Genomic DNA, 26,876 nt, shown 5'->3' with positions numbered 1-26,876 from the left:
CCTCGTACTGCTTATTCGACGCGCAGCACATCATAAATCTTGTTCGTAGTGAGCGAGTTATCGCTCCAAAAGTGTGAAGCGCGTACTACGAACCCAATTCGTGATGTACTGAGATTAGAGGTTAGGCAAGTCTAACTTCCAATCTCCACTCTCCAATCTCTAATCTCCCAACGAATCCGATACCGCGTGAGCAACTCGCCGCTCAGCACGAACAAGAGAATGACGCCGTTAAAAATGTAGATTGTCGCAATCGGCAAGCCCACGACCACTTGGATTGCGTCTCCGCCGACGAGCAAGCCGCCCAGGAGCAGCGCGGTCAGAATGCAAACCAGCGGATTCAGGCGCGCCAGCCACGCGACGATGATCGCGGTAAAGCCATAGCCAGGCGAAATGCCCTGCGGGTAACGCAGGCGATGCTGAATGCCCGCCACTTCGCCGACGCCCGCCAGTCCCGCCAAGCCTCCACTGATAATCATTACCAACGAGACCACTTTGAGATAGTCCATTCCCGCGTAACGCGCTACGGCAGGATTTTCGCCCGTGACGCGGATTTCATAGCCCCAGCGCGTGCGCGTGAGCAAGATGTAGACGAGCACCGCGAACAGCACCGCCAGAATCAGCGTGGGATAGTGGATGCGCGTGAGCAAAAGACGTGGCAATTGTGCCGAGGCAGAGAATTTTGCCGAATACGGAAAGCCCAATTCCTCCGGCGCTTTCCAGGGGCCGTACACCAGGTGATTCACCAACTCGCTCGCGATGTACACCATCATCAAGGTCGTGATGACTTCGTTCACCTGAAAACGCGCTTTGAGCCAGGCAGGCACCAAGCCCCACAGCGCGCCGCCCACAAAGCCGACGATAAACATCGCGGGCAGCAGTACCTCGGCTGGCAGATTCGGATACGCGAGCGCCAGTCCCGACGCGCATACCGCGCCGATGAGCAGCTGCCCCTCCGCGCCGATGTTGTAGATGCCAGCATGGAAAGCCAGTGCCAAGCCAATGCCGCTCAACATCAAAGGGATCGCCTTGACGATTGTCTCGGACAGCCCATACATGCTGCCGAACGCGCCGCGAAAGATGCCCGCGTAGGCGACGAGCGGATCAACGCCGAGGGCGCGAAAGAGGACGGCGATCACCAAAAGCGCGAGCAGCAGTGATACCGCTGGCGCCAGGATTTCCATCCAGCGCGGTGTAGTCAGGCGTCGTTCGATGACAAGTCTCATCTACAGACCCCTTCCGGCGAACACGCCATAAACAGGACGCGCAGGGGACGATTGGCGCGTTCGAACGAATCCTTTTTCTCCGACACGCGGCGCACGGGCGTGAACGGGCGGTACGGATGGGCGCAGAGGAAGGCGCCCTCTTTGCGCAGCAGCTCCCACGGCAGATGCCGCAGGCGCTCCACCACGTCAATATGAATCGCCGCGCCCAGCGCATCGGCAAGCTTCATATCGGACGTCAGCAGGTGTAGGACAGAGATTTGGTCGGTCTTGGCAAAGACCTTTAGCACGTGTTTACGCATAGACATTTGAAAGTCTCTTTCCCGCCATCATCAAGCCAATCGTCTCCAACTCAGCCTGCTCTGCCGCGAGGATGCCCATAAATTCTCCTTCGAACATCACCGCGATGCGGTCGCTCAACGCCAGCACTTCCTCCAGGTCTTCGGAGACAAGCAGCACGGCTCTTCCCTGGTCGCGCTGCGCGAGGAGCAATTGGCGAATGTACTCCGTCGCGCCCACATCCAAGCCGCTCGTCGGATGCGCCGCAATCAGCAGCGCCGGCGCGGACGACGTTTCACGCGCCAGGAGCACCTTTTGCAGATTGCCGCCCGAGAGTAGTTTTACCGGTGTCTCGTGGCTTGCCGCTGCCACGCCGTACTGCGCAATGAGTTGATCGGCATACGCGTTAATTGCGGCACGATTCAAGAACAGTCCGTTGGAGAAAGGCGCGTGACGATAGTTCTTCAGAATGAAATTCTCCGCCACGCCGAGCCCGGGCACCAAGCCAAGCGTGCGTTCGCCCGGTATGTAACACACACCTTGTTCAATCAAGTCGCGTGGCGAGGCGTTCGTTATTTCTTTCCCGTTGATGAGGACACCACCGCGCGTCGCTGGACGCAAGCCCACGAGCGTCTCGATCAGTTCGCGCTGACCATTGCCTGCTACGCCGGCGATTCCCAGAATCTCACCTGCCGCGATCTCGAAAGAGACGTTCTTGACGGCGGGCAAGCCTTTGTCGTTCAACGCGTGCAGATCGTCCACGCGCAGCACCGTAGCACCTCTCTTCGCTGGCTGTTTCTCCAGATGGAACAGCACCTCGCGCCCCACCATCAATCGGGCAAGCGTACGTTCGTCCGTTTGCACGGTTTCCAGCGTGGCGACCACGCGTCCCTGGCGCAGCACGGTCACGCGATGGCTGATCGCGGTCACCTCGTCCAGTTTGTGCGTGATGAAAATAATCGTGTGCCCTTCGGCGGCCATGCGGCGCAGGATGTCCATCAGGTCTTGGATCTCGCGCGGCGTGAGCATCGAGGTCGGTTCGTCCAGAATCAGAATATCGGCGCCGCGATAGAGCGCCTTGATGATTTCGACGCGCTGCTGCTCGCCGGCGGAAAGTTGCCAGATGCGCGCCTGAGGGTCTACGCTCAAGCCGTACTTCTTGGAAAACGTCTCGACTTGCCGACGGACGGCTTGATCGGAAAAGATGAAACCGCCGGGCAATCCCAGCACGATGTTCTCGGCGACGGTGTGCGTTGGCACCAACCGAAACTGCTGGTGCACCATCCCGATGCCCAGGCGGAGCGCATCGCGCGGCGAGCGGATCGTCACGCGGCGTCCCTTGACGTGAATCTCACCTGCGTCCGGGTGATAGATGCCGTACAAGATGTTTATCAAGGTCGTCTTGCCGGCGCCGTTTTCGCCGAGCAGCGCGTGGATCTCGCCGGCGCGCGCCTCGAACGTCACATTGTCATTCGCCACCACGCCGGGAAAGCGCTTGCTGATGCCTCGCATTGCGACCGTGATTTCCGATTCCGATGAATTGCGCAAAGCGCGCTCCTTCTTGATGGTGTGCAGCGGAAGGCAATCTAGGCAGGGGAGCAAGGGAGCAGAGGAGAGAATCTTCCCCGCACCCCTGCACCCGTGCCCCCCTGCTTCCCTGCTACACTTCAAACTCTGTAAGTGTTCAGCCACAAAGACACTAAGACACAAAAATAGAACGGTTACCAAACTCTTATGGCTTGGGGCTGCCCACCACACCTTTGACGAACCAATCAATGTTCAGCAGTTCGCCATAGTTGAGGCGTTGACCGGGCTTGACGCGCTCTTTCCCCGCCTGATCCTTGATCGGTCCGGTGAAGGGATCGAACAACATCGCCGGGTCTTTCATCTGCTCCATTCGCTTGAGGACCAGATCGTACACCGTGAGTTCACCCAGCAGCGGCTCCTTCACCTTCACACCCTTCAACGCCGCCTCGAACTTGGGATTGATCGGCTGATCGAACTTGCTGCCCAGTTCCACGCCGCGCTCACGCAAGAGCCACCAGTAGTCCACGTTTCCCAAGTTCTTGTTGGTGTAGATACCCAGATAGACCTTGCTCAGGATGTCCTCGTACAACAAGCCCCAGTTGACTAACTGCCCGCTGATGAGCGCGTTGGGACCAAACTGCGCCATTGGGCTGTAGTGACCGAAGGCATACACCGGCTTGCCCTTCTGCGTCGTGTACTCTTCAGCCACCTGGATGACCGTGGCAGTGTCTTCGGTGAAGGCGAGCACGTCAACGCCCGCCGCGATCAACGCCTCAGCCGCCTGACGTGCTTTGGCGGGATCGTACCAGGCAAAGATCCAGCGCACATCTACGGTCGCCTTGGGATTGACCTCCCGCACGCCAAGCGTGAAAGCGTCAATGTGGCGAACGACTTCGGGGATTGGGTGTGCACCCACGTAGCCGATCTTCCCGCTCTTGGTCGTCGCGCCCGCCATCAAGCCGTTCAGGTAGTAGATCTGGTAAAAGTCAGCCATCAGCGTGCCGACGTTGGGTGCCCGCTTGAACCCGGAGACGTGGAAGAAGATCGTGTCCGGGTATTTCTTGGCCGCGGCAATCGTCGCGTCCATATACCCGAAACTGGTGGTGAAGATGACATCGCACTTTTCTTCCACCACAAAGCGATCCAGGAACCGATCGGCGTCCGCCTCGGGCACCGCCTCTGCGTAAGCCGTCTTCAGCCAGGGGAATTTCTTCTCGACGTAGAGGCGTCCCTGGTCATGCGCGTGCGTCCATCCAATGTCGCCGATGGGACCGACATAGATGTAGCACGCTTTGAGTGTTTTCACTGCCGGCGCAGGCGTCGCCGGGGCAGACGTTGGCGCCGGCGTGGGCTCGGGCGCGCACGCGGCGATCACCGCGAACACGGCGACCAAACCGATGAACAGAACTTGCTTAGACATTTCGATCCTCCTTTTTGATGTGTTGAATCCTTTCTGCTCCCAATAACCGCTGTATTGTGAACTCGGCTCCAGGCATCACCTCCTGTCAGGGTAGCAATTTGTTTCCTCTATCCTCTGCCCAAAAGCAGTGTGCTCCGGTGAGGCTAGTGCTTTGTAAGGTCTTGTCTGCCTTCTACGGCAAAAACAATCTGAATATAAATAAGGTAACCGTTCAGCACATGATGCTGGATGCTCGATCCTCGATGCTGGTAAAGGATCCAGTATCCAGGATCGAGCATCGAGCATCGAGTTTGTGCCTTAGTGGCTGAACGCTTACAATTTAAGAATAGGTGTTGGCCATTTTCATTCTACAAACAGAACGCCTCTACGAGGCTAATCTCTTTATCTAATTGAACGGTTACTGATAATCTTTAATGTACACTGCCATCTACTTTTTGCACTTCGGGCATATCTGCTTATGGCATACCCTACAGTATGGTTTTTGGCAATGAGGGCATACTTTACTAAAGCAATTATCACAAATAATATGAACTGCTTGATCACAGATGTGATACCCATTTTGAGGGTAAAGACAGGCTTCACAAGGTAAAGGGTCAATTCCTCTAATAAATGGGTTATAGGTAACCGGGAATTTCCTTTGCATCAGCCGCCTTTTTATATTTATCCAGAAGATAGGGGCGTCTGTTTCTATATTAAGGATGGCTATAGGCTCTATCTGGATATTCAAGGCATATTTTTCTATTAAATCCTGAATCTTTAATCTCTGTTCCGCCTTAATGATATCCATCTTTTGAAGCAATCTCTCTCTTTCTGCCTCTTTTATTTTCCTGGTGTCAATCTGCTTATCTATCAAAGGGTCGTTAATCTGATTCATCTCTTCAAGGGAGGTACTTTTCTTCTCGATGAGGGTTTTAGTTTCAGTTTTGAGACTATGATAATACTCATAGACCCTTTTAATATCACGGTTAAGCCTTCTTTCAAGTCCGGTTATAAAATCTTTCAATCTTTGGTGGACTATGAACCCCGCCGCAGAATAAGCTAATGGAAATATCCCTAAAAGTTCAGGATTATGACCTTCAGGCTCAGAGTCTAATTCCTTTAGCCCTTCCAGATCTATGTTAAGGGTATCCTCCCATACCATAGTAGATAAGTTTTTTTGATTTATCAGTAAAGGCAAAATCCCTTCGTATCTTTCGTCAGAAATGGCTATATATCTAAAGTAAATTAATAGATAAGAGAAGGTCTCTAACTCTATCTTTTCTAAACGGAAGGCAGCATTCTTAAGGATTATCTTTACAGGAAGTGACTTTGACAATTTCTCTGTGTTTGGGACATAAGGCTTAAACTGGGCATAAGTTATTCTCTTCTCTTCAGGAAGAAGGATCTTTATCGAGTTAAAGAACTCCGAGTCGTATGATATATATATTGCTTCTTCTGGGGATTCATCCGGTGAAAATTTCAGGCTGGTATATTCTGGTATGTGAAGAGATTTTGAGATGCCTTCAGGCACTATAACATTTAGATCACTTCTACCTGTTTTTTCTACTATACCTCCATAATAACTAAATATTTCCGCGATAAAATTCTCTAATGTCCTTTCCATTATATCTCGTAGTCCTCACCAAATATCTCATTATCAAGGGTCTTGGTTTTAAGATACTCTTGCTTGGCCTTTAAAAGGGTTTGTCCTAATTGTTCAAAGTTATCCTTGAGCTCTTCTTCATCACTACTCTTTAACCATATCTCCATAATTATCTCTTCAAAATCCTTCTCTTCTTCTACATACCCAAGTATAGGTTCAATCTCGCCAATGACCATCTCAAACATATTTATTTTATTATCAAGTATTTCAATGATATAGTCCTCGATGGTGTCTTTTATGGAAAGGTTAAAGATGAAGACATCTCGCTTCTGTCCTATCCTATGAAGTCTTCCAATCCTCTGCTCTATTCTCATAGGGTTCCAGGGGAGGTCAAAATTAATAATGGTATTGCAGAATTGTAAATTTCTACCTTCTCCACCGGATTCTGTAGAGATAAGGACAGGTGTTTCATCTTTAAATCTTGCGATTGCCGACTCCTTTTCTTTAATCCCCATATCTCCTCTGAAGGTAACATACGGGATTCTGTGTTTTAAGAGGAGATTGGTAATGGAGTCCATACTTTTAACGAAGTGGGTAAAGATAATCTTCTTTTCATCTGGATTCTTCATCAGTATCTCTATCAGTGCCTTCTCCTTGGCTATCTCTTTAAGGTTATCGATGTCGTCGGTGAGGTGTTTTACTTCATCTTTATCTACACCATCCATTCCCTGTAGGCTAAATTTTAGGGCATAGGGACTACTTCCAAGTTCTCTTAAAAGAAGATTAAGCACTATTTTTCTAAGATTATGTTTTCTTAAGAATTCGTTGACCTGGCTATAAATTTTCCTTTCCTCTGCGGTTGGTTCAAGTCTCATGGTGGTAGCAAATCTTTTTGGGAGTCGTAGGTCTATGGCGCTCCTTGTATTTCTTATCATTACATCCTTTAAGAGTTCTCGTAAAAGTTCTTTGTTTGCAGTCTCTTTCAGATTCCCTTTTTTGAGATATTCTTTCTTAAACTGTTTCTCTGTTTTAAACTGTCCAGGATTTAAAAGGGTAATGAGATTAAAGAGTTCAATGAGGTTATTTTGAACAGGGGTAGCGGTTAGAAGGAGGATAAATTTTTTCTTTATCTGATTGACAAGTTTCCAGGAAAGTGTTGTCCTGTTTCTTAGATGATGCGCCTCGTCAACCACTACCAGGTCATAAAACTCTTCGATAATCGCTGGCATATTATCCTTGCCCTTGGCCATACTGATAGAGGCAATAATAAACCTTTGTTTCCAGAACTCACGGCGATCTTTGATAAATTCGATGCCTTCAGTGGTCATAAATTCAAGACCAAATTTTATCTGCAGCTCTTCTTTCCATTGAGAAACAAGAGATGGGGGTGTAAGGATGAGGATATTTTTGACCATTTGACGGATAAGATATTCTTTTATGACCATACCTGCTTCTATGGTCTTCCCAAGACCAACTTCATCACATAAAAGCACCCTCCCCCGAAAATACCTGAGAACTTTCTTCACCGTCTCAATCTGATACCAGTATTTCTCAACATTGTTTAGATCATTCAGACACAAAAGTTCGTTAAATCCTCCTTGAAGAGTAAGATAGGCATAATTGATTAACAACTGACTTTCTTTCAGAGGCAAGATACTACTTTTAAGGAAAGATGAGAATATCTCTTCTCTAAAGGGTATTACCTTTACAGGAATATTGTAGGATGGTATTTGAATATCTGGTTGTGTTTTGGGGAGGAGATGTTTATCTTCTAATTTTTGCTGAGCGAGTTTTGACTTTTGAATTCTATCCTCTTTAGTCTTAGAAGGGTGAGATGTTGGAGGTGGAGCGGTTTTTACCGTTTTTACTTCACTGCCGCTTTCCTTTTTAGATGGAGTTTGTTTTTTTGCTGTTTTACCAGGGCGACTCCATTCTAAATACTCTATATACCTTTCTAATTCATTGAGTTTCTTTTTATCTTCTTGCGGTCTACCAGATTTTTGGTTCTTTTGTAGTTCCTTAGTTTTATTTAAATATTGTCTTGCCTTGTCTATATGTCCAAGTTCTATTTGTATCTGAGCAAGCAGGGCATAATCATTCCATAGCTGACGGAGTTTGGCTAATTTAGTTAACCACTGACTTCCCTTTTCAAGATTTCTCCACTCGAAAACGCATAAATTAACTATCTCTTCTAATAAACCAATGTCATTAGGAAAAAAATGGGACATCTTTTCAAGGCAATGGTATGCCCTTTTATATTCTTGTTTTCTAAGAAAACGCTCATATTCAGTACCTATATCCACAGGCGTTTCGAATAGCATTCGTCTACCCACTTTACTTTCCTCCTATTGTTTAACCGATGCCTCGGTATTCTGGTCCCTGCCCGTTAAATCGTCCAGATAATCCTATTTTCTCCTTTTATTTTGTTTGATAACTCCTGGAATTTAACAAGAATCTTTATCTGTAACCGTTCAGCCACCAAGGCACGAAGACATAACCTCGATCCTCGATCCTGGATGCTCGATCCTGGATACTGGATCCTTTGCCAGCATCGAAGATCGAGCATCGAGGATCGAGCATCGAGCATCCAGCATCATGTGATGAACGGTTACTATCCGGGCTAATCCGGGTTAATTAGTGGCTGAATAATTACTAAATCAGGGTGAATTAGCCGACTTCTGTCTTCTAACCTCGTCTGCTTTTCAGGGCAACCAGCCCCAGTTTCAGGGCCTCTTTGGCTACCCTTCTTTCCTCTTCAGGCAAGGTTGGATTTTTGATAAGTCCTTCCATTTTCCGGACAAAGCTCCCCCTAATACTTCGTTCTGCCTTTAGGTCTTCGGTGATTAAAGATTCGGTCTTATCATCTATCTGAAGATAGTAGAAAAGATCCTTCATTTGATCTGTTAATAACCGCGTATTGATTTCAGAACCAGCCTCGACAAGACCTTTGATAATAACCCTTAGACAAAGAGTCGAATCAGCCAGGTTTTTAATGGCCAGCGTAAGTTTACTCAGATCACCTTGTAATTCTGCAGGGGAGGGGGAAATCGATTTATATGGGCGAGTCTTCAGAAGGATGGATTGCCGCTCTGTGCCCCTCATCCCAAAGGTGACAAGTTGCACTGATCGTTGTTCTAATTCATTAAAGGTGAGCCTGTCAGGGGTGCCAGGATAGGCTGCCTTAATAATATCCTCTGAACAGTCCTTCTGATTATGATAATGTCCCAGGGCCACATAATCAAGGTGACTGTCTCTGATGTCCTCCGGATAAATGGGACAGTAATTTTCCTCTCCAAAGGGAAGCCCTTTAAAGGAGCCATGGACCATAGCTACATGGAAGCCCTCTGAGTCATTTTTCTTGAAATTGCTTAAAACTCGTTTTCCTTTATCTTCCTCCCGAAAAGGCAACCCATAGACAACTAAATCAGCGATCTGGGTGTAGGCCTCAAATTCCTCTGATTTAAACACATAAGTATTATCCGGAAAAGCGGCCCAGTGATAGATAGAACCCGGCCTAAGGGGGTCGTGATTGCCAGGGATAATGAGGCAGTTAATCCGTTTTTGGGCCAGTCTGGCAAGGTCGGCTGTTACAGCAGCGATGGTCTCCCTGGATGGTGTTTCAGTGTGAAATAGATCCCCTGAAATAAAGACGGCTGCTACTTCTTCGGCCAGAGCTATGTCAACGATTTGGCTGAAGGTAGTTAGAAGTTCGGCCCGACGTTCAGTCCTCTTCTCAGGTGGAAAACTCTCAAAAAGATAATCTAAATGAAGATCAGCCGTATGAAGAACCTTTAGTTGTGGTAGCAAAATAAGGTCTCCTTCTTAGAGCCTATCCCAAAACCGATCCGAGTCACGACCGTTAAGGAGCGACCACTGGCGCCCTCTATCCATCGGCAGTTGTAGCTGTCTCCTATCTCGGCTTTCATCGCGCCGAGGTTTTGGGATAGGCTCTTAGTATTTGGTGTAAGCGTTCAGCCATCAGGCATCAGCCGCATCGTTTTCCAACGATAAATCGCTGGGCTATTATCAAGTGTCCCTATGGGACAGAATCCTCGGCTAAGTCGAGTAATGGGTGGAAGATGTTCATCCATCGCGAAAAGTATCTGTGGTAGATTGACTCTTCTCCTTTCAGGGGAAAACTACCTTTACAACGCCATAATAACATAAGATTAATAGAAAAGCAACCCAGGGGTAAATCCCCCGGCCGAGCAAAAGGGGAGTCTCCCGGCCGGCGAATACGCTTTTTGATAGTAAAAAAAGAGTGATTTAGGATGTCAAAGACCTGGTAAACTCTTGATTTTTGAACTTAAAATCGCCATATTTTGAAAAATACACTGAAGCTGTGTCCAGTTGATAATGAAAAAGCTAATTATTTTTTGTCCAAAGTCCAAAATTAACACGGATAAATAGCCGATAGCAGAGGACAGAAGACAGAGTTGTAGGAAACAGGGCTCGTCCCTGTCCGTAGAAGACTTCAGCCTATCTGCCTGAGTATTTCCCCTCAATAAATCTAACCAGCAGATCGCCTACTTCCGAGGTGGAGAGTCCCATCTTACCAGCGGCCATATCTTTTATACAGCCTTCGGATAATAACCTTATGATAGCCTGTTCAATCAAGTCAGCGGCCTTATCTTCGCCCAGATGCTCCAACATCATCTGGCCGGCGCTAATGGTGGCCAGGGGATTAATTTCATTCTTGTCCGTATATTTAGGGGCAGAACCATGGATAGGTTCAAACATAGAAACCCCTTCAGGATTTATATTCCCTCCGGCGGCAATACCCATGCCTCCCTGGACAATGGCCCCCAGATCAGTGATAATATCACCAAACATATTGCAGGTGACAATAACATCAAACCACTCCGGATTCTTGACCATCCACATACAGCAGGCATCAATGTAAGCATGATCTCTCTTTATATCCGGATATTCTTCCCCTACTTCAGCAAAGACCCGCTGCCAGAGGTCGTGCCCATAGGTGAGGACATTTGATTTATCGCATAAAGTAAGGGTATGCTTCTTCCCTCTCTTCCGAGTCAATTCAAAGGCATATCTAATACACCGCTCTGTGCCCTGTCTGGTGTAAATCATTTCCTGAATGGCTACTTCATAAGGAGAACCCTTTCTGAGGAAACCGCCCGCCCCAGAGTAAAGACACTCCGTATTCTCTCTGACCACAATGAAGTCTATGTGCTCCGGCCCTTTATCCTTAAGCGGTGTCTCTACCCCTGGATAAAGTTTGACTGGTCTGAGGTTAATATACTGATCCAGCTCAAACCTGAGCCGGAGCAGTAATTCTTTTTCCAGGATGCCTGGTTTGACTTTCGGATGCCCCACGGCTCCCAAATAGATAGCATCCACTTTCTTTAGTTCCTCCAACACTGAATCAGGTAAAACTTCACCCGTAGCCAGATATCTTTCTCCCCCCAGGTCATAATGGATCAAATCATATCTTATGTCATACGCCTTAGCGGCTGCTTCCAGGACCTTCAGGCCTTCTCTGATCACCTCAGGCCCGACCCCGTCACCGGGCAGAACAGCTATGTTATACAATTTATGTTTCCTCCCCTTCATCTCAATCTATCTCTGACATAATTCATCAACCCACCAACCTCAATCAATCGCTGCATAAATTCCGGCCAGGGTTGGGTGAGATATGTCTTGTTGGTAGTCATATCCTTTATGAGTCCCTTTTCAAAGTCGATTTCCACCTTATTTCCCTCCGTAATCTGAGGGGTATCCGGACATTCTATGATAGGCAGGCCAATATTGAGGCTATTTCGATAAAAGATGCGGGCAAAAGAAACGGCTGCTACCGCTGAAATACCGAAGGTCTTGATGGCCAGGGGGGCGTGCTCCCGAGAGGACCCACAGCCAAAGTTTTTACCAGCCACAATAATCCCTCCTGATCCGGCTCTTTGCCTAAAGGTAGGGTCTATCCCCTCCATACAATGGCCGGCCAACTCCTCAGGATCAGAGGTATTCAGAAATCTGGCCGGGATAATGTCATCGGTATTGACATCATCGCCGAATTTATAAACCTGTCCTTTAATCTTCATCCTGTTTCCCTCTTCCTTTCGTTAGCCGGGAAAATAATAGTGATATCCTTCCGGTTCAGGCCCAAAAAACCAACCTGGTAAAGGAGGGTATTATCGGGCATGGTATAGAGAGATACATTAGTGAGAGGGATAAAATCCTTAGAGACATTCAAGAAGTCGGAAAATCTATCTCCGGCTTTGACGTGAATTGTCCCTTCCAGGCGGTAATAGTCGGTAAAGATAACTGCATTAATCTTATCATATTCAGATTTTAACATAGAAAACACCTCCCCTTTTGGATTTCGGATGGCGGATGAAAGGTTGTAACTATTCAGCCACTAAGGCACAAACTCGATGCTCGATGCTCGATCCTGGATACTGGATCCTTTACCAGCATCGAAGATCGAGCATCGAGGATCCAGCATCATGTGCTGAACGGTTACAAGATTTTAAATCCGCCCTTAGCCATCCGCCATCTCGGCTGGTCCGGCGATTCGGCCGAGGATAGCGGAAGCCGCCGTAACGGCCGGATTAGACAGGTAGATTTCACTCCTGGGATGGCCCATACGACCGGCGAAATTTCGATTAGTCGTGGCTATCGCCCGCTCACCTTCAGCTAAGACCCCCATATATCCTCCCAGACAGGGACCACAAGTGGGCGTGCTCACTACTGCCTCAGCCGCTAAAAAGATTTCTATTAGCCCTTCCTTTAAGGCTTGTTGATAAATATGCTGGGTAGCCGGGATAACAATCAAGCGGACATCAGGATGGGCCTTATGTCCCTTAAGAACCTGGGCCGCTTCCCTCAAATCATCCAGCCTGCCGTTGGTGCAAGAGCCAATCACCGCCTGGTCAATCTCAATATGTCCTACCTCACTTATCGGCTTCGTATTAGAGGGAAGATGAGGAAAGGCGACCTGAGGCTCTATGTTGGCCGCATTAAACTCGTAGACCTTCGCATAAACAGCATCCGAATCGCTGTGATAAACCTTCCACTCCCTTTTAGCCCGGTTACGAACGTAACTCAGGGTTATCTCATCCGGCTCAATGATTCCGGCCTTACCTCCGGCCTCAATAGCCATATTGCACATAGTCAACCTGTCAGACATGGGGAGAGATGATATGGCCTCACCCGTAAATTCCATGGCCTGGTAGAGCGCCCCATCTACCCCGATCTGCCCAATGGTGTAAAGGATAAGGTCTTTGCCGCCTACCCATTTACCGGTCTGACCGTAATAGATAAACCGGATAGACTCAGGCACCTTGAACCAAAGTTCGCCCGTAGCCATAGCCGCCGCCAGATCAGTGCTTCCCACGCCGGCAGCAAAGGCCCCCAGGGCGCCATAAGTGCAGGTGTGCGAGTCAGCTCCAATAATCACATCACCCGGCAAAACCAGCCCTTGCTCCGGTAAGAGGGCGTGCTCGATTCCCATCCGGCCCACTTCGAAGTAATATTTCAAATCTTGACGCTTAGCAAACTCTCGCAGAATCTTGCATTGCTCGGCTGATTTAATGTCCTTATTGGGGGCAAAGTGATCCGGAACAAGAATGACCCTTTCCGGATCAAAGACACGTTTAGCGCCGACTTTTTCAAATTCAGTAATGGCTAAAGGGGCGGTAATGTCGTTTCCCAGGGCAATATCCACCGGGCATTCAATTAGCTCTCCCGGACTTACTTCCCTATTCAGGTGTGCGCCTAATATCTTTTCGGCTATCGTTTTTCCCACCAGGCTCCTCCCTCAGAATTCAGTAAATTAGTCTTCTTTCCTCTTCTTGTAAATCAACCGATTGACCGCCGCCAGATAGGCCTTGGCACTAGCCTCAATCACATCAGTGCTGGCTCCCCGGCCGATGATTATCTCCTCGCCATGTTTAACCTTTACCATCGCCTCACCCAGGGCATCTTTTTTTTCAGTGACTGCCCTAACAGAATAATCCAACAGCTCGCAGGACACGCCGGTAATCTTGTCTATGGCCATATAGATAGCGTCAACCGGGCCATTACCCCAAATTTTTTCCTCAAAGACCTCATCCCCGCGCCTGAGTTTGACCGTGGCTTCAGGGATGATCTGCCTGCTGCCGCTTACCGTATAAACATCCTCCAGAGAAAAGGTCTCAGGAATGCTAAAGACCTCATCTTCCACCAGGGCAATGAGGTCTTCATCAAAGACCTCTTTTTTCTTGTCAGCCAATTCCTTAAATTGAACAAAGGCCGCATCCAGTTCTTCCTTAGAAAGCTGATAACCTAACTCTTGAAGACGTTGCCCCAGGGCATGCCGCCCGGAAAGTTTTCCCAGAACAAGCCGGCTTTTGGAAAGACCGATCGTCTCAGGCCGCATAATCTCATAAGTGCTTCGCTCCTTAAGGACTCCATCCTGGTGGATGCCTGATTCATGGGCAAAGGCGTTAGCCCCCACAATAGCCTTATTGGGCTGCACCACTATTCCGGTTAGAGAAGAGACCATTCGGGAGGTGTGATAGATTTCATCCAGTTTAATCCCTGTTTCAGCCTTAAAATTGTCCGCCCGGGTAGCCAGGCTAAGCACTACCTCCTCCAGGGCAGTATTTCCTGCCCGTTCACCCAGGCCGTTGACCGCACATTCTATCTGTCTGGCTCCAGCCATTACCGCACTTAGAGAATTGGCCGTGGCCATGCCCAGATCATTATGACAATGAACACTAATGACTGCCTGGTCGATATTTTTCACCCTCTGTTTAATCCCCCTGATTAAATCACCAAACTCAGCCGGCGTAGTATATCCTACCGTATCAGGGATATTGACGGTAGTTGCCCCGGCTTCAATGGCTGTCTCCAGGACCTTGTAGAGATATTCAGGATCAGACCGGGTGGCATCCATAGGAGAATATTCGACATCTTTGACATAGCCCTTAGCCCGGGCTACCATTTTACCCACTATCTCTAAGACTTCCTCCCTGGTCTTTCGGAATTGATATTTAAGGTGGATATCAGAGGTGGAAATGAAGGTATGTATCCGGGGATGTTCGGCTGGTTTAAGGGCCTCGGCTGCCCGGTCGATATCTTCAGGCCTGGCCCTGGATAGGGCGCAAATAATAGGGCCTTTTACTTCCTGGGCGATCAGTTTCACCGCCTCAAAGTCACCCAGGGAAGAAATGGGAAATCCGGCTTCGATGATGTCTACCCCTAACTTGGCTAACTGTCTGGCAATAGTTAGCTTTTCCTCCGTATTCAGAGCCGCCCCTGGTGTTTGTTCCCCATCTCTAAGGGTAGTATCAAAGATATATATCCGTTCCATTTTTCCATCTCCTCGAAACACAGAAGTCAGAAGACAGACTCTTCTGGGCTCTGTGTTCTATTTTTTCCCCAGCTCAAATGCCTGGTGAATAGCTTTAACTGCCTGAGCAACCCGGTTTCGCTCAATGATGAATGAAATCTTTATCTCCGAAGTAGAAATCATCTGAATATTAATCCCTTCAGATCCTAAGGCTTCAAACACTTTGGCGGCCACACCGGCATGGGAGCGCATACCAATTCCCACCACGGAAATCTTGGCTATATTGCGATCAGAGGTTACCCCCCAGGCCGTCAGATCTTTAGCCAGTTGTTCCACCAAAGGCCGAACCTTATCCAGGCTGTTTTCTTCGATAGTAAACGAGATATCATTCGTCCCCGTAGCACTGGAACTCTGGGTGATCATATCCACATTGATATTAGCCGCGGCCAAAGTCGAAAAGATCTTAGCCGCCATACCAGGTTGATCAGGAACATCAACAATCGTTACCTTAGCTTGATTCTCATCATGGGTTACTCCCGTGATAAGGACATCTTCCATATCTTTATCCTCCTCAGTAACAATGGTTCCTTCTTGATCCGTAAAACTGGAACGAACATGGATAATAACCCCGTATTTCTTGGCAAATTCAACCGACCTGGCATGGAGAACCTTGGCCCCTAAAGAGGCCATCTCCAACATCTCCTCATAGGAGATACGGGAAAGTTTCCTGGCCTCAGGGACAATCCTTGGATCAGCCGTGAAGACCCCATCCACATCGGTGTAAATTTCACAGGAAGAAGCAGAGAGGACGGCCGCCAGAGCTACCGCGGTAGTATCCGACCCCCCCCTCCCCAGGGTAGTAATATCCTGTTCTCGGGTTATTCCCTGAAATCCGGCTACAATCACAATTTTACCGGCTTCAAGCTCCTTTCTAATTCGGTCTGCGCCGATTTTAATAATTCTGGCTTTAGAGTGAACCTCATCGGTCAGGATTTCTACCTGGGCGCCAGTAAGGGAAATAGCCGGTTCACCCAGCGTATGAAGGGCAATAGCCATCAGGGCGGAGGAAGCCTGCTCCCCCGTGGCCACCAGCATATCCATTTCTCTCTCATCGGGTTGAGGAGATATCTTTCGGGCCAGATCAATCAGATCGTCGGTGGTATCCCCCATGGCGGAGACAACCACTACTACCTGGTGACCATCCTTCCTGGTTCTAACAATCCGCTCAGCCACCCGCTTTATTCGTTCCGGATTAGCCACCGATGTGCCGCCGTATTTCTGAACAATAAGAGCCATCTTTTTTTTACCTATTCTCCTCCTAAAAACCTGGTTATCAACTCCCACCCCTGCTCCAGATGAACTGAGCCTTTCTGAGCCTCGGTTTCATTGAAGGCCTTAGCCTCATCTGGCTTAATTCCAAAACCAAATAGACAAAAAGGCACTGGTTCGACGGTATGAGTTCTGACTGAAAGGGGCGTGAGATGATCGGGCATTAACAGCACCCGATACTCTTTATAATTAGATAGCCCTTTAAGGACAGGACCAACTATTCGGGCATCAAAGGCCTCTATCGCCTCTATTTTTGTCTTAAGCACGCCACTGTGTCCGGCCTCATCCGGGGCCTCTACATGTAGGAAGAGAAAATCAGCCTGATTAAGGGCCTCCAGACCGGCCGCCACCTTGCCTTCATAATTAGTATCCAGATAACCTGTTACCCCAGGGACATCAATTACCTCAAGGCCGGCATAGCGGCCAAGACCTTTGACCAGATCAACCGCCGCCACTACCACCCCTGAAATCCCAAACCTCTCTTTTAAGGTAGGTAGAGTTGGGGCCTTGCCCTGACCCCAGAGCCAGATCATATTAGCCGGTTTGTCCCGTGATTGATTCAAAGGATGATCTTTCAATATCTGATATGAAGCCGCCATCAGCTCTCTAAATACCTCGGCCCCTTTACCTCCCGGCAAATATTCTCGATAAGGTCTCCCTATTATATCGTGAGGTGGCACAGCCTCTACTGAAGTGAAGTCTCCTTTTAGAACTAACAGGTGCCTGTAGCTTACCCCCGGGTAAAATCTTTTTTGGGAAGAACCCAGCCGCTCATTCAAGACATCGATTAGTTCTCCGGCCTCTTGACTGGAGATATGACCGGCGCTGTAATCTAAAAGTAGATTATCTTTAATCGTAACCAGGTTGCATCGGGCCGCGGTTTCGTCCTTACCCAGATCAATACCCATATTAGCTGCCTCAAGCGGCCCCCGGCCCGTGTAATATTGGGCTGGTTCGTAACCTAAAAGGGTAAGATTGGCCACATCGCTTCCCAGAGGTAGTCCTTCCCTCAGGGTTCTCACCGTGCCTATCATCCCTTCCGCCGCCAGCCGGTCCATGTTTGGAGTCGAGGCTGCCTCTAAGGGGGTTTTATTTCCCAGTTCAGGAATAGGATAATCCGCCATACCGTCTCCGACTAATAAAATATATTTGATTGCGGATTGCTTGCTCATTTAATCTCTAACTAACCTCTAACATCCGGGATCAACTGCTGCTACGAAGCAGCGATATTGAACGGCTCAACGTAGATTCGAGGGGTAAACGCCCTCAGGTGTCAGGTGTCAGGCATCACTGGTTAGCTCACTGTTGACAGATGACACCTGATACCTGAACACTTACAATATTACCCCACGAATTCACGTTGACCCTATTGAACTTCCACCCTGACTATTCCTCTCAATAAGATAGAGCTTCCTCCCGAGTCAATAAAGGACTTTTTTTAGCTTCATCCATTGCTTTACTTAAACAGTAACCTTCCATCCCCTCAGATAAATCCTCAACAGAAGCATCATCTTTTGGAAGCAGATGTTTCCACAACTCAATAGGCACAACAATGGCTTTTGCTTGGCCGTTCTTGTCCGTCAAATATTCAACTTCAATCACAGGTTTCCCTTTTTCCTTCTTAAGTATATGCAAACCTGACGATAAAGCTGATCTGCGGGAGGCCACCACATGAAGCCTTTGATTACCAACCGACTACCTTGGGCGGTTTCCCGTCAGCTCCAGCGCTAATTTAACTAGCAAATAGCTGTAATTGACTGGTATAACTATAAATCCTTTCTTTTGACAATCTGACATACTCTGGCTCAATATCATACCCAACATAATTCCTTTTATCCTTTATTGCCGACAAACAAGTCGACCCACTCCCAACAAAGGGATCCAAAACAACATCACCTTTGAAAGTATATAGTTGAATTAATCGGTGGGGTAGTTCCTCTGGGAAGGGAGCGGGATGTCCAATTTGTCTTGCTGAAACAGCAGGAAATGTCCATACACTTTTTGTCCACTCCAAGAATTCTTCCTTCCTTATTGTATTCTCCTTATTTTTTCTCTTTCTTGAAAAAGTATCTTTTGAGAAAATTAAAATATATTCATGAATATCCCTCAAAACAGGATTCGCAGCTGAAAGCCAACTCCCCCAGGCGGTTGAAGGACTTGCACTTGAAGCTTTATTCCAGATTATTTCTCCACGCATCAGAAAACCAATTCCGTGCATCCCAGAAATAATGTAACTGTGAAGCGGGATATATGGTTTCCGCCCAAGATTAGCTACATTTATACAAGCACGTCCGCCAGGAACTAATACTCTGTATGTCTCTTTCCAAACGCGATTCAGTAGATCCAAATATTCTTTTAAGCTTAAATCATCATCATATTCTTTAGACACATTGTAAGGTGGTGAAGTAATCATCAAGTGAATACTATTATCTGGTAATTCGTTCATTTTTTCACTGGATTTACAAAAAATTTGATTCAGAATGTTTTCAGGAACTTTGTTTTCGATGTAGTCTACTTTTTTCCCGTTATTCAATCCTTCGTAGAGCCTACTACTATAGAACCTTGTCGAATCATGATTTATACGACCTGGAATCCCGAATGAACTTGTCATTGTTCCTGTTCGCCGATATATTTGTTCACTGATTGCCATTTTTTTATACCCCTTCTCTTGTAAGCATTAAAAATTTCTCTGCTTTTGCTTCAAAATGTGCCTCTTGGTTTGCAATTTCGATTATCTTTCCTAATTCTTTTCTCGAATTCATACTGGAGAAGAATTCCCTCTTTTCAGACAATAAATTATCGAGATTCTGTTTTAACTCACTGTACGAATCCATTCTGATAAAGCCATTGCCGGATGTTCGTTTTAAATTGTTCCCGTCATCGTCTAACGGATTTGGATTCACGGACCAAAAGCCTTGAATGATTCCAGCGCAAAGAAGGTGGTCTACTTTTTGAATGTAGCTTTCAGTTATTGGAGTATTGCCAAGAATAATGATTGGAATTTGCGAAGCACTGTAAGGAGGAAACACGAATGCTAATGCTTTTGCCAAAATTGCTTTCAACATTGAATCTGAACGTAATAGTCCTGGATTGCCCTTATGAGTTTTGAAGTCGCCAAGACAAATCAACTGATTATTCTTTAGCACCCAATTCCAAACAATTGACATTTTTACTTCAAAAATTGCTGCAATGTCTTTGGCTGCCTGTTCTCTTCCTTTGTTTTTACATAAGACAACATCGGCAGGGGACTGAGGAGTCAAGCTAATTTCATTACATATAGCGCCTTGAACAGCATAAAGTCCCTTAGAACTGGCAAATCCTTGAAGCAAATCAACCGAGTATTTCTCTGTAAAATTACCAATTAAGGCATTTCTGCTTTGCAATGTAGTCTTTTTACCTTTATATGTCTTAGGCCAATAAGCATAATAACGAGAATCATCACCCAAATAGAATAACTGTTCAGGTGTTGCAAATTTAGCACAATTTTGAAAGAATTCAATTTCCTTTTCTTTTGTCCATAAGTCAGGCATAATACTATTCCTTTTTAATTTTTCAGTGGATATAGCGAAATTTACTCAAATTCATAGTACTCATTTTTTGTTGGCTAACGACTGAGCTCACCTGCCCGAGTGCCCGAGCGAAGCGAGGGTCAGGTGCAGCGATGGGTTAGACAAATAACTTCTTTCTCAATTGTCTTGATGATTAACCTAATCAGAGGACATTGACATCGATACAATTTTAGGTTTTCTGATAAGTCTTCCTGAAAACTTTTGTTGATATTTCCGATAGTACTCGACAAGCTTTTTGGGATCATGGTCACATTGTTCTGAAATATCATGTCTTATCCTACGAATCCTTTCAATTGTTGGATCTGGTCGCATCTTAAACCTCCTCATACATTAATTCATAAGGCGTTGTCAGTATTGGAACAAATAACCCAAGCAAAGTATTGACATGACGAATATGTTCAAATTTATTGGCATTGGCCAAATTCTGGCAATTCCAAGTTAGAAGAAAATGACAATGATAATATGATGCTAAAGCAAGATGAAGGGCATCACCTCCAGGGTCTTGTGGCATAAGCTTATGAGAAAGATATTCAGAAACAATATCTTCAACCTCTTCAGTAACTTCTAAAAGTGGTAATCCTTCAACAAGTTTCAAGGTATCTATCTTGCTGGGATAGTTCCCTCGTTCAAGTTCGTCCATAACGCTTGGACTTATTACCAACTCATAGTTATGACGATGGTTATCCCACCATTCTCTTGTCCATTGTCTTTTAGCAATAGATTCTGAATCTTTGCGAATTTCATGATAATAGCTTGGAATAGTAGTCTCTATATATACTCGTGATTTCATTTCCCTCTCTTTACCTCTAATACTTTTTCACAGCATCTGTCTAACGATTGAGTTCACCTGCAGCAGGGAGAATTACTACTAACCTTGTAAGCAAGATAAAAGCTTGATAAATCACAAAACTTTGAAAACGGCACAGCCCCCGCAGGTCGAGTAGAGCGCTGGTGCAGTGATATTCATTCCTTCAGGTTTTCGATGCACGCATCTACTAACCTTGAAGTGTCCTACCCTGTTTCCAACGCCCCCTCTAAAATTCTCATACATTGGGTTTTCCCCAATACGGCTTCAAGCTGTAGGCACTTATCAGTTCAACTTGAACCTTCCTCATAGACCCAATGATTTAAGTTCTACTCAACATACATCACCTTGTCTACAAGTTTGATCAAGCCTTCGACCTCATTACTCGGTTCACCGCTGGAACTTTTATCGAACCCTGTGTTAATAGCCTATTCAGGCAACTACAGGCAGCTTTCCCCTTTTCTTAAGGCCACCCACGCCCAGGGGCTCTTTACTCTGATAAGGTTATGTTGTCCTTATCGTCATCGCTACTACTGCCCCATCCGCCAGACTGAATAGCTCTCTTGAGATTTCCCTTTTAGGTTATACAGGAAGTCTTTGTCATTCAAGGGTAGTCCTGTCTGCCATTCAGTCCTTCCCTAATTTGTCTGCAAGACTTGTATAGATTAGCATCTCCTCTGTCAGGGAAGAGCCCATCACCTGCATATCAGGTTTCCTTCGGTGATGGTAGTAGCCATTATCCCACCTGAATGGACTTGGCACTCTTAATTAATCGCTTAACGATGCTTCAAACAGATGTTCGCTTATCGCTTGAGCCCTCATACTTGCTCGCCCCACTAAAATGAGACTTTTACTTCCAAGCTTTCCCCACAAAGGATCACCCCTTCACAAGGTCGGATAAACTTGTGTGGTAAAACGGGAATTCCACCGACGGGACTTTCACCCCGTTAGATGTTCACTATCTAACGGGGTTCACCCGCTTGTCCTACCAGATTTATAGGCTGCGCTTGAGGTGCAGCGAATGGTTAGGCGAAAAGCTCCACTTCGCAGTTCTCTTGCTCATTTTTTGCTTTCTACACCATCCTGCCTTTTTTACGCTCAATAGCCTCTCGTGTGGCAATATGCTCTTCAATAACGCGCGCCAGGTCAGAAGAGATTGAGTCGCGGAGGTCCACTATCGAAGACACAATCGCTTGGTCCAAGTTGTTTATGGCCTCCCCGAGTGTACGGAATCCTGCAATTAGACATTCTCGGGTTCTGCGATGCTCCCATATGGTTGCGAATTGGAAGTTGGTTTGACCCATCCGAACTATCCGTCGCAGCTCCTCAGCAAGTGGCATCGGATCAGGAATGGACTCAAGCCGAACATTGAAGGTTGGAAAAGTATGGCGTCTGTTGCTAAGGATATTGTAGTATAGTCGCGCGTTCTTCGCCAGATCCTTAATGGCCGTTTGAGCAATATTGAGATCCTGTGCGGCATTCTCAACTGCATCCCAGAATGGCGCAAAGGCGTTGTGATGGTACTCTGACTCCGCCCTTGAAAGCTCAACTGACGCATCCATGAGAGCTATGTTGATTTTGTTGTTGAGATTCAGGGAATTCGTTAAAACACGTCTCAGTGTGGCAGCAAGCTCTTCAGTGGTGAGTTCACTGAGACCCCTCTTCCTACTAACTTCACGGCCTGAGTCAAGTTCCTTGAAGATGTCATTGATTCTATCCCACCAATTCGGGATTACTCGATACCGTTGATATTCTTCATTCATGTCTCCACCATCCGCCTAACGACTGAGCTCAGCCGCCGAGCGTAAGCGAGGTCGGCTGCAGCGAGTTGTTAGAAACTTAAATATAAATTTCACCTTTCATATACATTACTGCTTTACCTTTGATAATGACTCTTGCTCCTATTTTTTCACAGAACAACTCACCGCCTCTTGGAGAAAGTTGTAAGGCATGCAATTTATCCTTCCTCAACTGTTCGGACCAATAAGGAATTAGTGTACAATGTGCTGAGCCAGTAACAGGATCCTCTGGAATACCCGCATTTGGAGCAAAGAATCTTGAAACAAAGTCAACCTTATTTCCTTTGGCAGATACAATCACAGCCATATATTCTTCGATCGTTGATAAAAGTTCCAAATTTGGCAAGAGACTTTGCACTTCTTCTTCATTTTCAAGAATCACTAATAAGTCTCTGGAGGCTAAAGTAGTCACTACATTAGTACCCAATGCTTCCTCTAACACTTCTGGCTTTTCACAGGCAACCGGTCTCCTTGAAGGAAAATTCATAGATAACAACCCATTATCTAACTGTTCTACAGTTAAAGGTCCACTTTGAGATTCAAATGTAACGGTGTTATCTTCAATCAATTTTTCCTCGAATAAAACAAACGCACTTGCTAATGTAGCATGTCCACATAAATCCACTTCTATCTTTGGTGTAAACCATCTGATTTTGGATTGGCCATCCCTTTGTATTATAAATGCAGTTTCTGACAAGTTATTTTCTGACGCTATGCTTTGCATCATGCTATTATCAAGCCACTCTTTAAGGAGGCAAACAGCTGCTGGATTGCCCGAGAAGACTTCACTTGTAAAGGCATAAACTTGATATATCGGAATATTCATGTTGTCTCCTGGTTTCTAACTTATTATTATAAAGCCCAAAAGCCATAAGGTCAAGCAAAATTTTCAACTTTCGTCTTGTTTTATGGTAAGTTTTATGGTAATATATAGGCTATGGAAAATGACCGGACTGAGGAGAAGCTTACTTTAATAGAGCATTTAGAAGAGCTAAGGCGAAGGATAATTATTTCGGCCATAGCTATTATGATTGGCTTTGGAGTCGCCTATTTTTTTATCGAGCGAATAATAGATTTTTTGATAAAGCCGCTGACGAAGACAGAACAAGCGGCCAGCCTTGTCTTCCTGTCTCCCCATGAAGCCTTCTTCGCCTATCTAAAATTAGCCCTTTTCGTTGGTATATTTCTTTCTTTACCTGTTACTCTCTATCAAGCCTGGAAGTTTATTTCAGCCGGACTTTTTGTCTCTGAAAGACGGCTGGCGCTTATTTACTTACCGGCCTCTCTTATTCTTTTCCTCGTAGGTGCTGTATTCAGCTATCTGGTGGTCTTACCTATTGGGATAAAATTCTTCCTGGGGTTCACTACCTCAACTATCCGACCTATGATCTCTGTAACCAGCTATATCTCTTTTCTGGGCATGATGATACTGGCCTTTGGAGTTATCTTTGAATTACCGCTGGTTATTCTTTTCTTAACCAAACTGGGAGTGGTTACGCCTGACTTCTTAGCTAAGAAAAGAAAACATGCCTTGTTAGTAATTCTGGTAGTAGCGGCCATTCTTACCCCACCCGACTGTGTAAGCCAGCTTTTGATGGCCATGCCGATGATGATCCTTTACGAAGGCAGCATCTGGGTCTCAAGAGTGGCCTTGGCCAGGAAAAAGAGAAGGGGGGAGAAAGGAGAAGAAAGGGATAATGTCTAATGACCCCATCCGCAATCCCGGGTACCCACAAAATGGGTGCGCAATCTGCAATAGGGAGTTGTCTCATTTTGACGCGGGCGGTAGGGCCGTAATGGTAGATGTCGGTGATAAAAAAGAGACCCACCGGATGGCGGTAGCCAGAGGATATATTTCAATGCAGCCGGCGACCCTCAGCTTAATTCAAGAAGGCGGGGCGAAAAAAGGTGATGTCTTGGGCATAGCCAGGATTGCCGGGATTATGGCGGCCAAAAGGACCTCAGAACTTATTCCCCTCTGTCATCCACTGCCACTGACCAAGATTGAGATAAGATTTGAGATAAAGGAAGAGGCAAGTCAAATAGAAATAGAGTCACAGGTAGAAACAGTAGCCCGAACGGGCGTAGAAATGGAGGCCCTGACGGCCGTATCAGTAGCGGCTCTGACTATCTACGATATGTGTAAAGCGGTTGATCGGGCGATGAAGGTTGAGTCTATTCAGTTGGTCAAAAAGAGCGGCGGCAAGAGCGGAACGTATCTTAAAAAAGGGTAATCAATATCACCCCAGCCACCATTACCATACTTCCTATTATTCGTTCTTTGATATAGGCTTCCTTGAAAAGGACGGCCCCGTAGAGAACGCTGAAGATCAGGCTGGTCCGTTTAACCGAGATCATGTAGGGCACTTCAACCAGGGTGATGGCCAGGTTGTGGAAAATGATCATCAGGGCGTAGAAAAAACCAATGACCAGGAAGGCCCTGCCCTTCAAGATAAATCCGCTGAATCCGGGTTTTTCTCTGAGTAAGACCAGGGGGAAAATGACCACGGAAAGAAGGGCATCGTAACAGAGGGCAAAGAAGGCCGGTGAAGAGTGCTGGATAGCTACTTTGCCTAAATTAGAAGTGATACTAAAGATGAAGGCCACAATCAGCATCAACACAGAGCCGCGTTCCCTTTTGATAGCCTTGATGGGCGCAAGTATTCCGGCTTTACCGGTATGCACATTTAAAAGATAGGCCCCCATTCCAATGAGGATAATACCTGATGTCCCTGACCGGTCCGGCAGTTCTTCTAAGATCAGGAAGGAGGTGAGAATAGTAAAGACCGGTGTCGTGGCTAAAAAGGGGATGGTCAGCGAGAGAGGGGAGTCCTTGATGGCCTTCACATAAAGGACGGCCGTGGTAATCTCCAGAGGGAGCAGGATGAGAGTCACCCCAAAGAAGGTCGAATCCAATTGGGGAATAGAAATAAAGGGCAGGGTAAGTAAAAGAAAGGGGAAGGCATAAGCCCATCTTACCCAGGCGATGAGGTATGCCCCGCTGGCTTCCAGGGTTTTTTTGCTAAAGGCATCAGCCGTAGCTAAAGAAAAGGCACAAAGAAGGGCGTAGATAAACCAGAGCATTATGTCTGAACCAACCGAATTGTCCGCTGACCAGTTTTTTTTAGTCGCTTATCATAGAGGTGGAGTCCCAGCCAGCTAAGACCAAGGGCCATCAACCCACTGGCTATTATCCCCCCTTCAGATCCGATCATTATTTCTCCTCCCAGAAATCCTATCAAGAGTCCCAGAAGTGGAACTCCGTAAAGGAGTAAGGCTGATTTCAGCACCATCTCTGCTTCAATCTCCAGCTTCACCTGATCACCCGGCCGGGCGTCAACCGAGTTCTCTACCCGGATAATCATCTCACCCTTTCGGCCTACCTGGCAGAGCTTGCAACTATGGCACGCTTCCTTAGGCTCCAAAGCCACCTCAGCCAGATTGCCTTCGATCTTGATTATCCGACCCTTTTCTTGCATAGCTTTTCCCTCCGAAATCTATAGTGAACGCTAAAATTAAGTAGACGTAGGGCACGGCTTTAACCTTGCTGCAAGCAACCCTAAAGGGTTGTCCTACAGGTAACTACTCAAGACTAAGTTAAGCAGTTAGTTGGGAGACAAAGCAAAATTCCCTCTCCCTTGAGGGGCTTATCCTTACTCACATCTTTTAAAAACCCCGAAGAACACGAAGGGCACGAAGATAAAACAAATCTTTTAATCCCATCTTTAAATAATTTTTCGACCTGTGAAATAGGTCTAATAAAATGCAAGAAATTTCCCCTCGACATAGATATTCAAGCTCTACTACTACTAAAAACAGGTCGCTCCTACGGAGCGGCAAATATATTGCTTTTGTGAAATACTACAAACAGATTACTCCTCCGAAGCTTTATTCAGGTTAGCTCCAGAGGAGCGACATGTTTGTAAGATATATCTCTCATAACAAATTAGCTCCAGAGGAGCGACCTGTTTATTCTCTTTCTCACCTTCTCACCCTCTATTGGGGGATATTTGTATAAACCTATTTCACAGGTCGTAATTTTTTCTTCGTGTCC

At 46.6% G+C, this 26,876-nt stretch carries 26 protein-coding genes; 3 read left to right on the top strand and 23 right to left on the bottom strand.

Going from position 1 to position 26,876, the window contains the following annotated elements:
• Positions 1–131 precede the first annotated feature (131 nt).
• From AB1797_01475 to AB1797_01460, 4 genes are all read right to left on the bottom strand, one after another.
• Positions 132–1,223, bottom strand: a complete 1,092-nt coding sequence (locus AB1797_01475) for an ABC transporter permease (GenBank protein MEW5766282.1) — start codon at positions 1,221–1,223, stop codon at positions 132–134.
• Positions 1,220–1,528, bottom strand: a complete 309-nt coding sequence (locus AB1797_01470) for a hypothetical protein (GenBank protein ID MEW5766281.1) — start codon at positions 1,526–1,528, stop codon at positions 1,220–1,222. Before AB1797_01470 ends, AB1797_01475 begins: the two co-directional genes overlap by 4 nt.
• Positions 1,515–3,047 carry an ABC transporter ATP-binding protein gene (locus AB1797_01465; GenBank protein MEW5766280.1) on the bottom strand — a complete coding sequence of 511 codons (1,533 nt, stop codon included), beginning with the start codon at positions 3,045–3,047 and terminating at the stop codon, positions 1,515–1,517. The genes AB1797_01470 and AB1797_01465 overlap by 14 nt, the downstream gene beginning before the upstream one ends.
• Positions 3,048–3,231: 184 nt before the next feature.
• Positions 3,232–4,446, bottom strand: a complete 1,215-nt coding sequence (locus AB1797_01460; protein MEW5766279.1) for a BMP family ABC transporter substrate-binding protein — start codon at positions 4,444–4,446, stop codon at positions 3,232–3,234.
• A 56-nt stretch (positions 4,447–4,502) separates the two neighbouring features.
• On the opposite strand from AB1797_01460, the gene AB1797_01455 reads away from it, so the two are divergent.
• The gene (locus AB1797_01455) at positions 4,503–4,754 is read left to right on the top strand and encodes a hypothetical protein (protein MEW5766278.1); all 252 of its coding nucleotides are present in this window, start codon (positions 4,503–4,505) and stop codon (positions 4,752–4,754) included.
• Positions 4,755–4,873: 119 nt separating this feature from the next.
• On the opposite strand, the gene AB1797_01450 is transcribed toward AB1797_01455, so the two are convergent.
• The 17 genes from AB1797_01450 to AB1797_01370 form a co-directional block, all read right to left on the bottom strand.
• Positions 4,874–6,049: a hypothetical protein gene (locus AB1797_01450; protein MEW5766277.1), complete on the bottom strand. Its 1,176-nt coding sequence runs from the start codon at positions 6,047–6,049 to the stop codon at positions 4,874–4,876.
• Complete coding sequence (locus tag AB1797_01445) at positions 6,049–8,361, bottom strand: SNF2-related protein (protein ID MEW5766276.1); 2,313 nt, start codon at positions 8,359–8,361, stop codon at positions 6,049–6,051. The genes AB1797_01450 and AB1797_01445 overlap by 1 nt, the downstream gene beginning before the upstream one ends.
• Before the next feature lie 53 nt (positions 8,362–8,414).
• Positions 8,415–8,615: a hypothetical protein gene (locus AB1797_01440; protein ID MEW5766275.1), complete on the bottom strand. Its 201-nt coding sequence runs from the start codon at positions 8,613–8,615 to the stop codon at positions 8,415–8,417.
• A gap of 98 nt (positions 8,616–8,713) precedes the next feature.
• Positions 8,714–9,835, bottom strand: a complete 1,122-nt coding sequence (locus AB1797_01435; GenBank protein ID MEW5766274.1) for a metallophosphoesterase — start codon at positions 9,833–9,835, stop codon at positions 8,714–8,716.
• Positions 9,836–10,507: 672 nt separating this feature from the next.
• Entirely contained in the window at positions 10,508–11,602 is a 1,095-nt protein-coding gene (locus AB1797_01430; GenBank protein ID MEW5766273.1) for a 3-isopropylmalate dehydrogenase, read from the bottom strand.
• Positions 11,599–12,087, bottom strand: coding sequence for a 3-isopropylmalate dehydratase small subunit (locus AB1797_01425; protein ID MEW5766272.1), 489 nt, complete (start codon positions 12,085–12,087; stop codon positions 11,599–11,601). Before AB1797_01425 ends, AB1797_01430 begins: the two co-directional genes overlap by 4 nt.
• Entirely contained in the window at positions 12,084–12,344 is a 261-nt protein-coding gene (locus tag AB1797_01420; protein ID MEW5766271.1) for a hypothetical protein, read from the bottom strand. The genes AB1797_01425 and AB1797_01420 overlap by 4 nt, the downstream gene beginning before the upstream one ends.
• A gap of 183 nt (positions 12,345–12,527) precedes the next feature.
• On the bottom strand, positions 12,528–13,793 hold the full coding sequence (gene leuC / locus AB1797_01415) for a 3-isopropylmalate dehydratase large subunit (protein ID MEW5766270.1): 1,266 nt from the start codon (positions 13,791–13,793) through the stop codon (positions 12,528–12,530).
• Between the two features lie 27 nt (positions 13,794–13,820).
• On the bottom strand, positions 13,821–15,341 hold the full coding sequence (locus AB1797_01410; protein MEW5766269.1) for a 2-isopropylmalate synthase: 1,521 nt from the start codon (positions 15,339–15,341) through the stop codon (positions 13,821–13,823).
• 57 nt (positions 15,342–15,398) lie between these two features.
• Positions 15,399–16,616: an aspartate kinase gene (locus AB1797_01405; GenBank protein ID MEW5766268.1), complete on the bottom strand. Its 1,218-nt coding sequence runs from the start codon at positions 16,614–16,616 to the stop codon at positions 15,399–15,401.
• 11 nt (positions 16,617–16,627) lie between these two features.
• Positions 16,628–17,821: a cofactor-independent phosphoglycerate mutase gene (locus AB1797_01400; GenBank protein MEW5766267.1), complete on the bottom strand. Its 1,194-nt coding sequence runs from the start codon at positions 17,819–17,821 to the stop codon at positions 16,628–16,630.
• Between the two features lie 223 nt (positions 17,822–18,044).
• Positions 18,045–18,251: a hypothetical protein gene (locus AB1797_01395; protein MEW5766266.1), complete on the bottom strand. Its 207-nt coding sequence runs from the start codon at positions 18,249–18,251 to the stop codon at positions 18,045–18,047.
• Between the two features lie 130 nt (positions 18,252–18,381).
• A complete protein-coding gene (locus tag AB1797_01390; protein MEW5766265.1) occupies positions 18,382–19,299 on the bottom strand; it encodes a site-specific DNA-methyltransferase in 918 nt (305 codons plus the stop codon).
• A gap of 4 nt (positions 19,300–19,303) precedes the next feature.
• Positions 19,304–20,179: a hypothetical protein gene (locus tag AB1797_01385; protein MEW5766264.1), complete on the bottom strand. Its 876-nt coding sequence runs from the start codon at positions 20,177–20,179 to the stop codon at positions 19,304–19,306.
• Positions 20,180–20,531: 352 nt separating this feature from the next.
• Complete coding sequence (locus AB1797_01380; protein MEW5766263.1) at positions 20,532–21,008, bottom strand: type II toxin-antitoxin system VapC family toxin; 477 nt, start codon at positions 21,006–21,008, stop codon at positions 20,532–20,534.
• A gap of 1,088 nt (positions 21,009–22,096) precedes the next feature.
• The gene (locus AB1797_01375) at positions 22,097–22,786 is read right to left on the bottom strand and encodes a hypothetical protein (GenBank protein ID MEW5766262.1); all 690 of its coding nucleotides are present in this window, start codon (positions 22,784–22,786) and stop codon (positions 22,097–22,099) included.
• 76 nt (positions 22,787–22,862) lie between these two features.
• Complete coding sequence (locus AB1797_01370) at positions 22,863–23,648, bottom strand: PhzF family phenazine biosynthesis protein (GenBank protein ID MEW5766261.1); 786 nt, start codon at positions 23,646–23,648, stop codon at positions 22,863–22,865.
• 111 nt (positions 23,649–23,759) lie between these two features.
• Between AB1797_01370 and tatC the strand changes: the two genes are divergently transcribed.
• Both tatC and moaC read left to right on the top strand, forming a co-directional pair.
• Complete coding sequence (gene tatC, locus AB1797_01365; GenBank protein MEW5766260.1) at positions 23,760–24,527, top strand: twin-arginine translocase subunit TatC; 768 nt, start codon at positions 23,760–23,762, stop codon at positions 24,525–24,527.
• A gap of 43 nt (positions 24,528–24,570) precedes the next feature.
• Complete coding sequence (moaC, locus tag AB1797_01360) at positions 24,571–25,056, top strand: cyclic pyranopterin monophosphate synthase MoaC (protein ID MEW5766259.1); 486 nt, start codon at positions 24,571–24,573, stop codon at positions 25,054–25,056.
• Here the strand turns inward: moaC and AB1797_01355 are convergent.
• Both AB1797_01355 and AB1797_01350 read right to left on the bottom strand, forming a co-directional pair.
• Positions 25,043–25,906, bottom strand: coding sequence for a DMT family transporter (locus AB1797_01355; protein ID MEW5766258.1), 864 nt, complete (start codon positions 25,904–25,906; stop codon positions 25,043–25,045). The genes moaC and AB1797_01355 overlap by 14 nt on opposite strands.
• Entirely contained in the window at positions 25,906–26,301 is a 396-nt protein-coding gene (locus AB1797_01350) for a SoxR reducing system RseC family protein (protein ID MEW5766257.1), read from the bottom strand. Before AB1797_01350 ends, AB1797_01355 begins: the two co-directional genes overlap by 1 nt.
• Positions 26,302–26,876: the final 575 nt, after the last annotated feature.

The organism is bacterium (assembly GCA_040753085.1).
Taxonomy (GTDB): Bacteria; UBA9089; JASEGY01; order JASEGY01; family JASEGY01; genus JASEGY01.
This window is presented reverse-complemented; position numbering and strand designations above follow the sequence as displayed.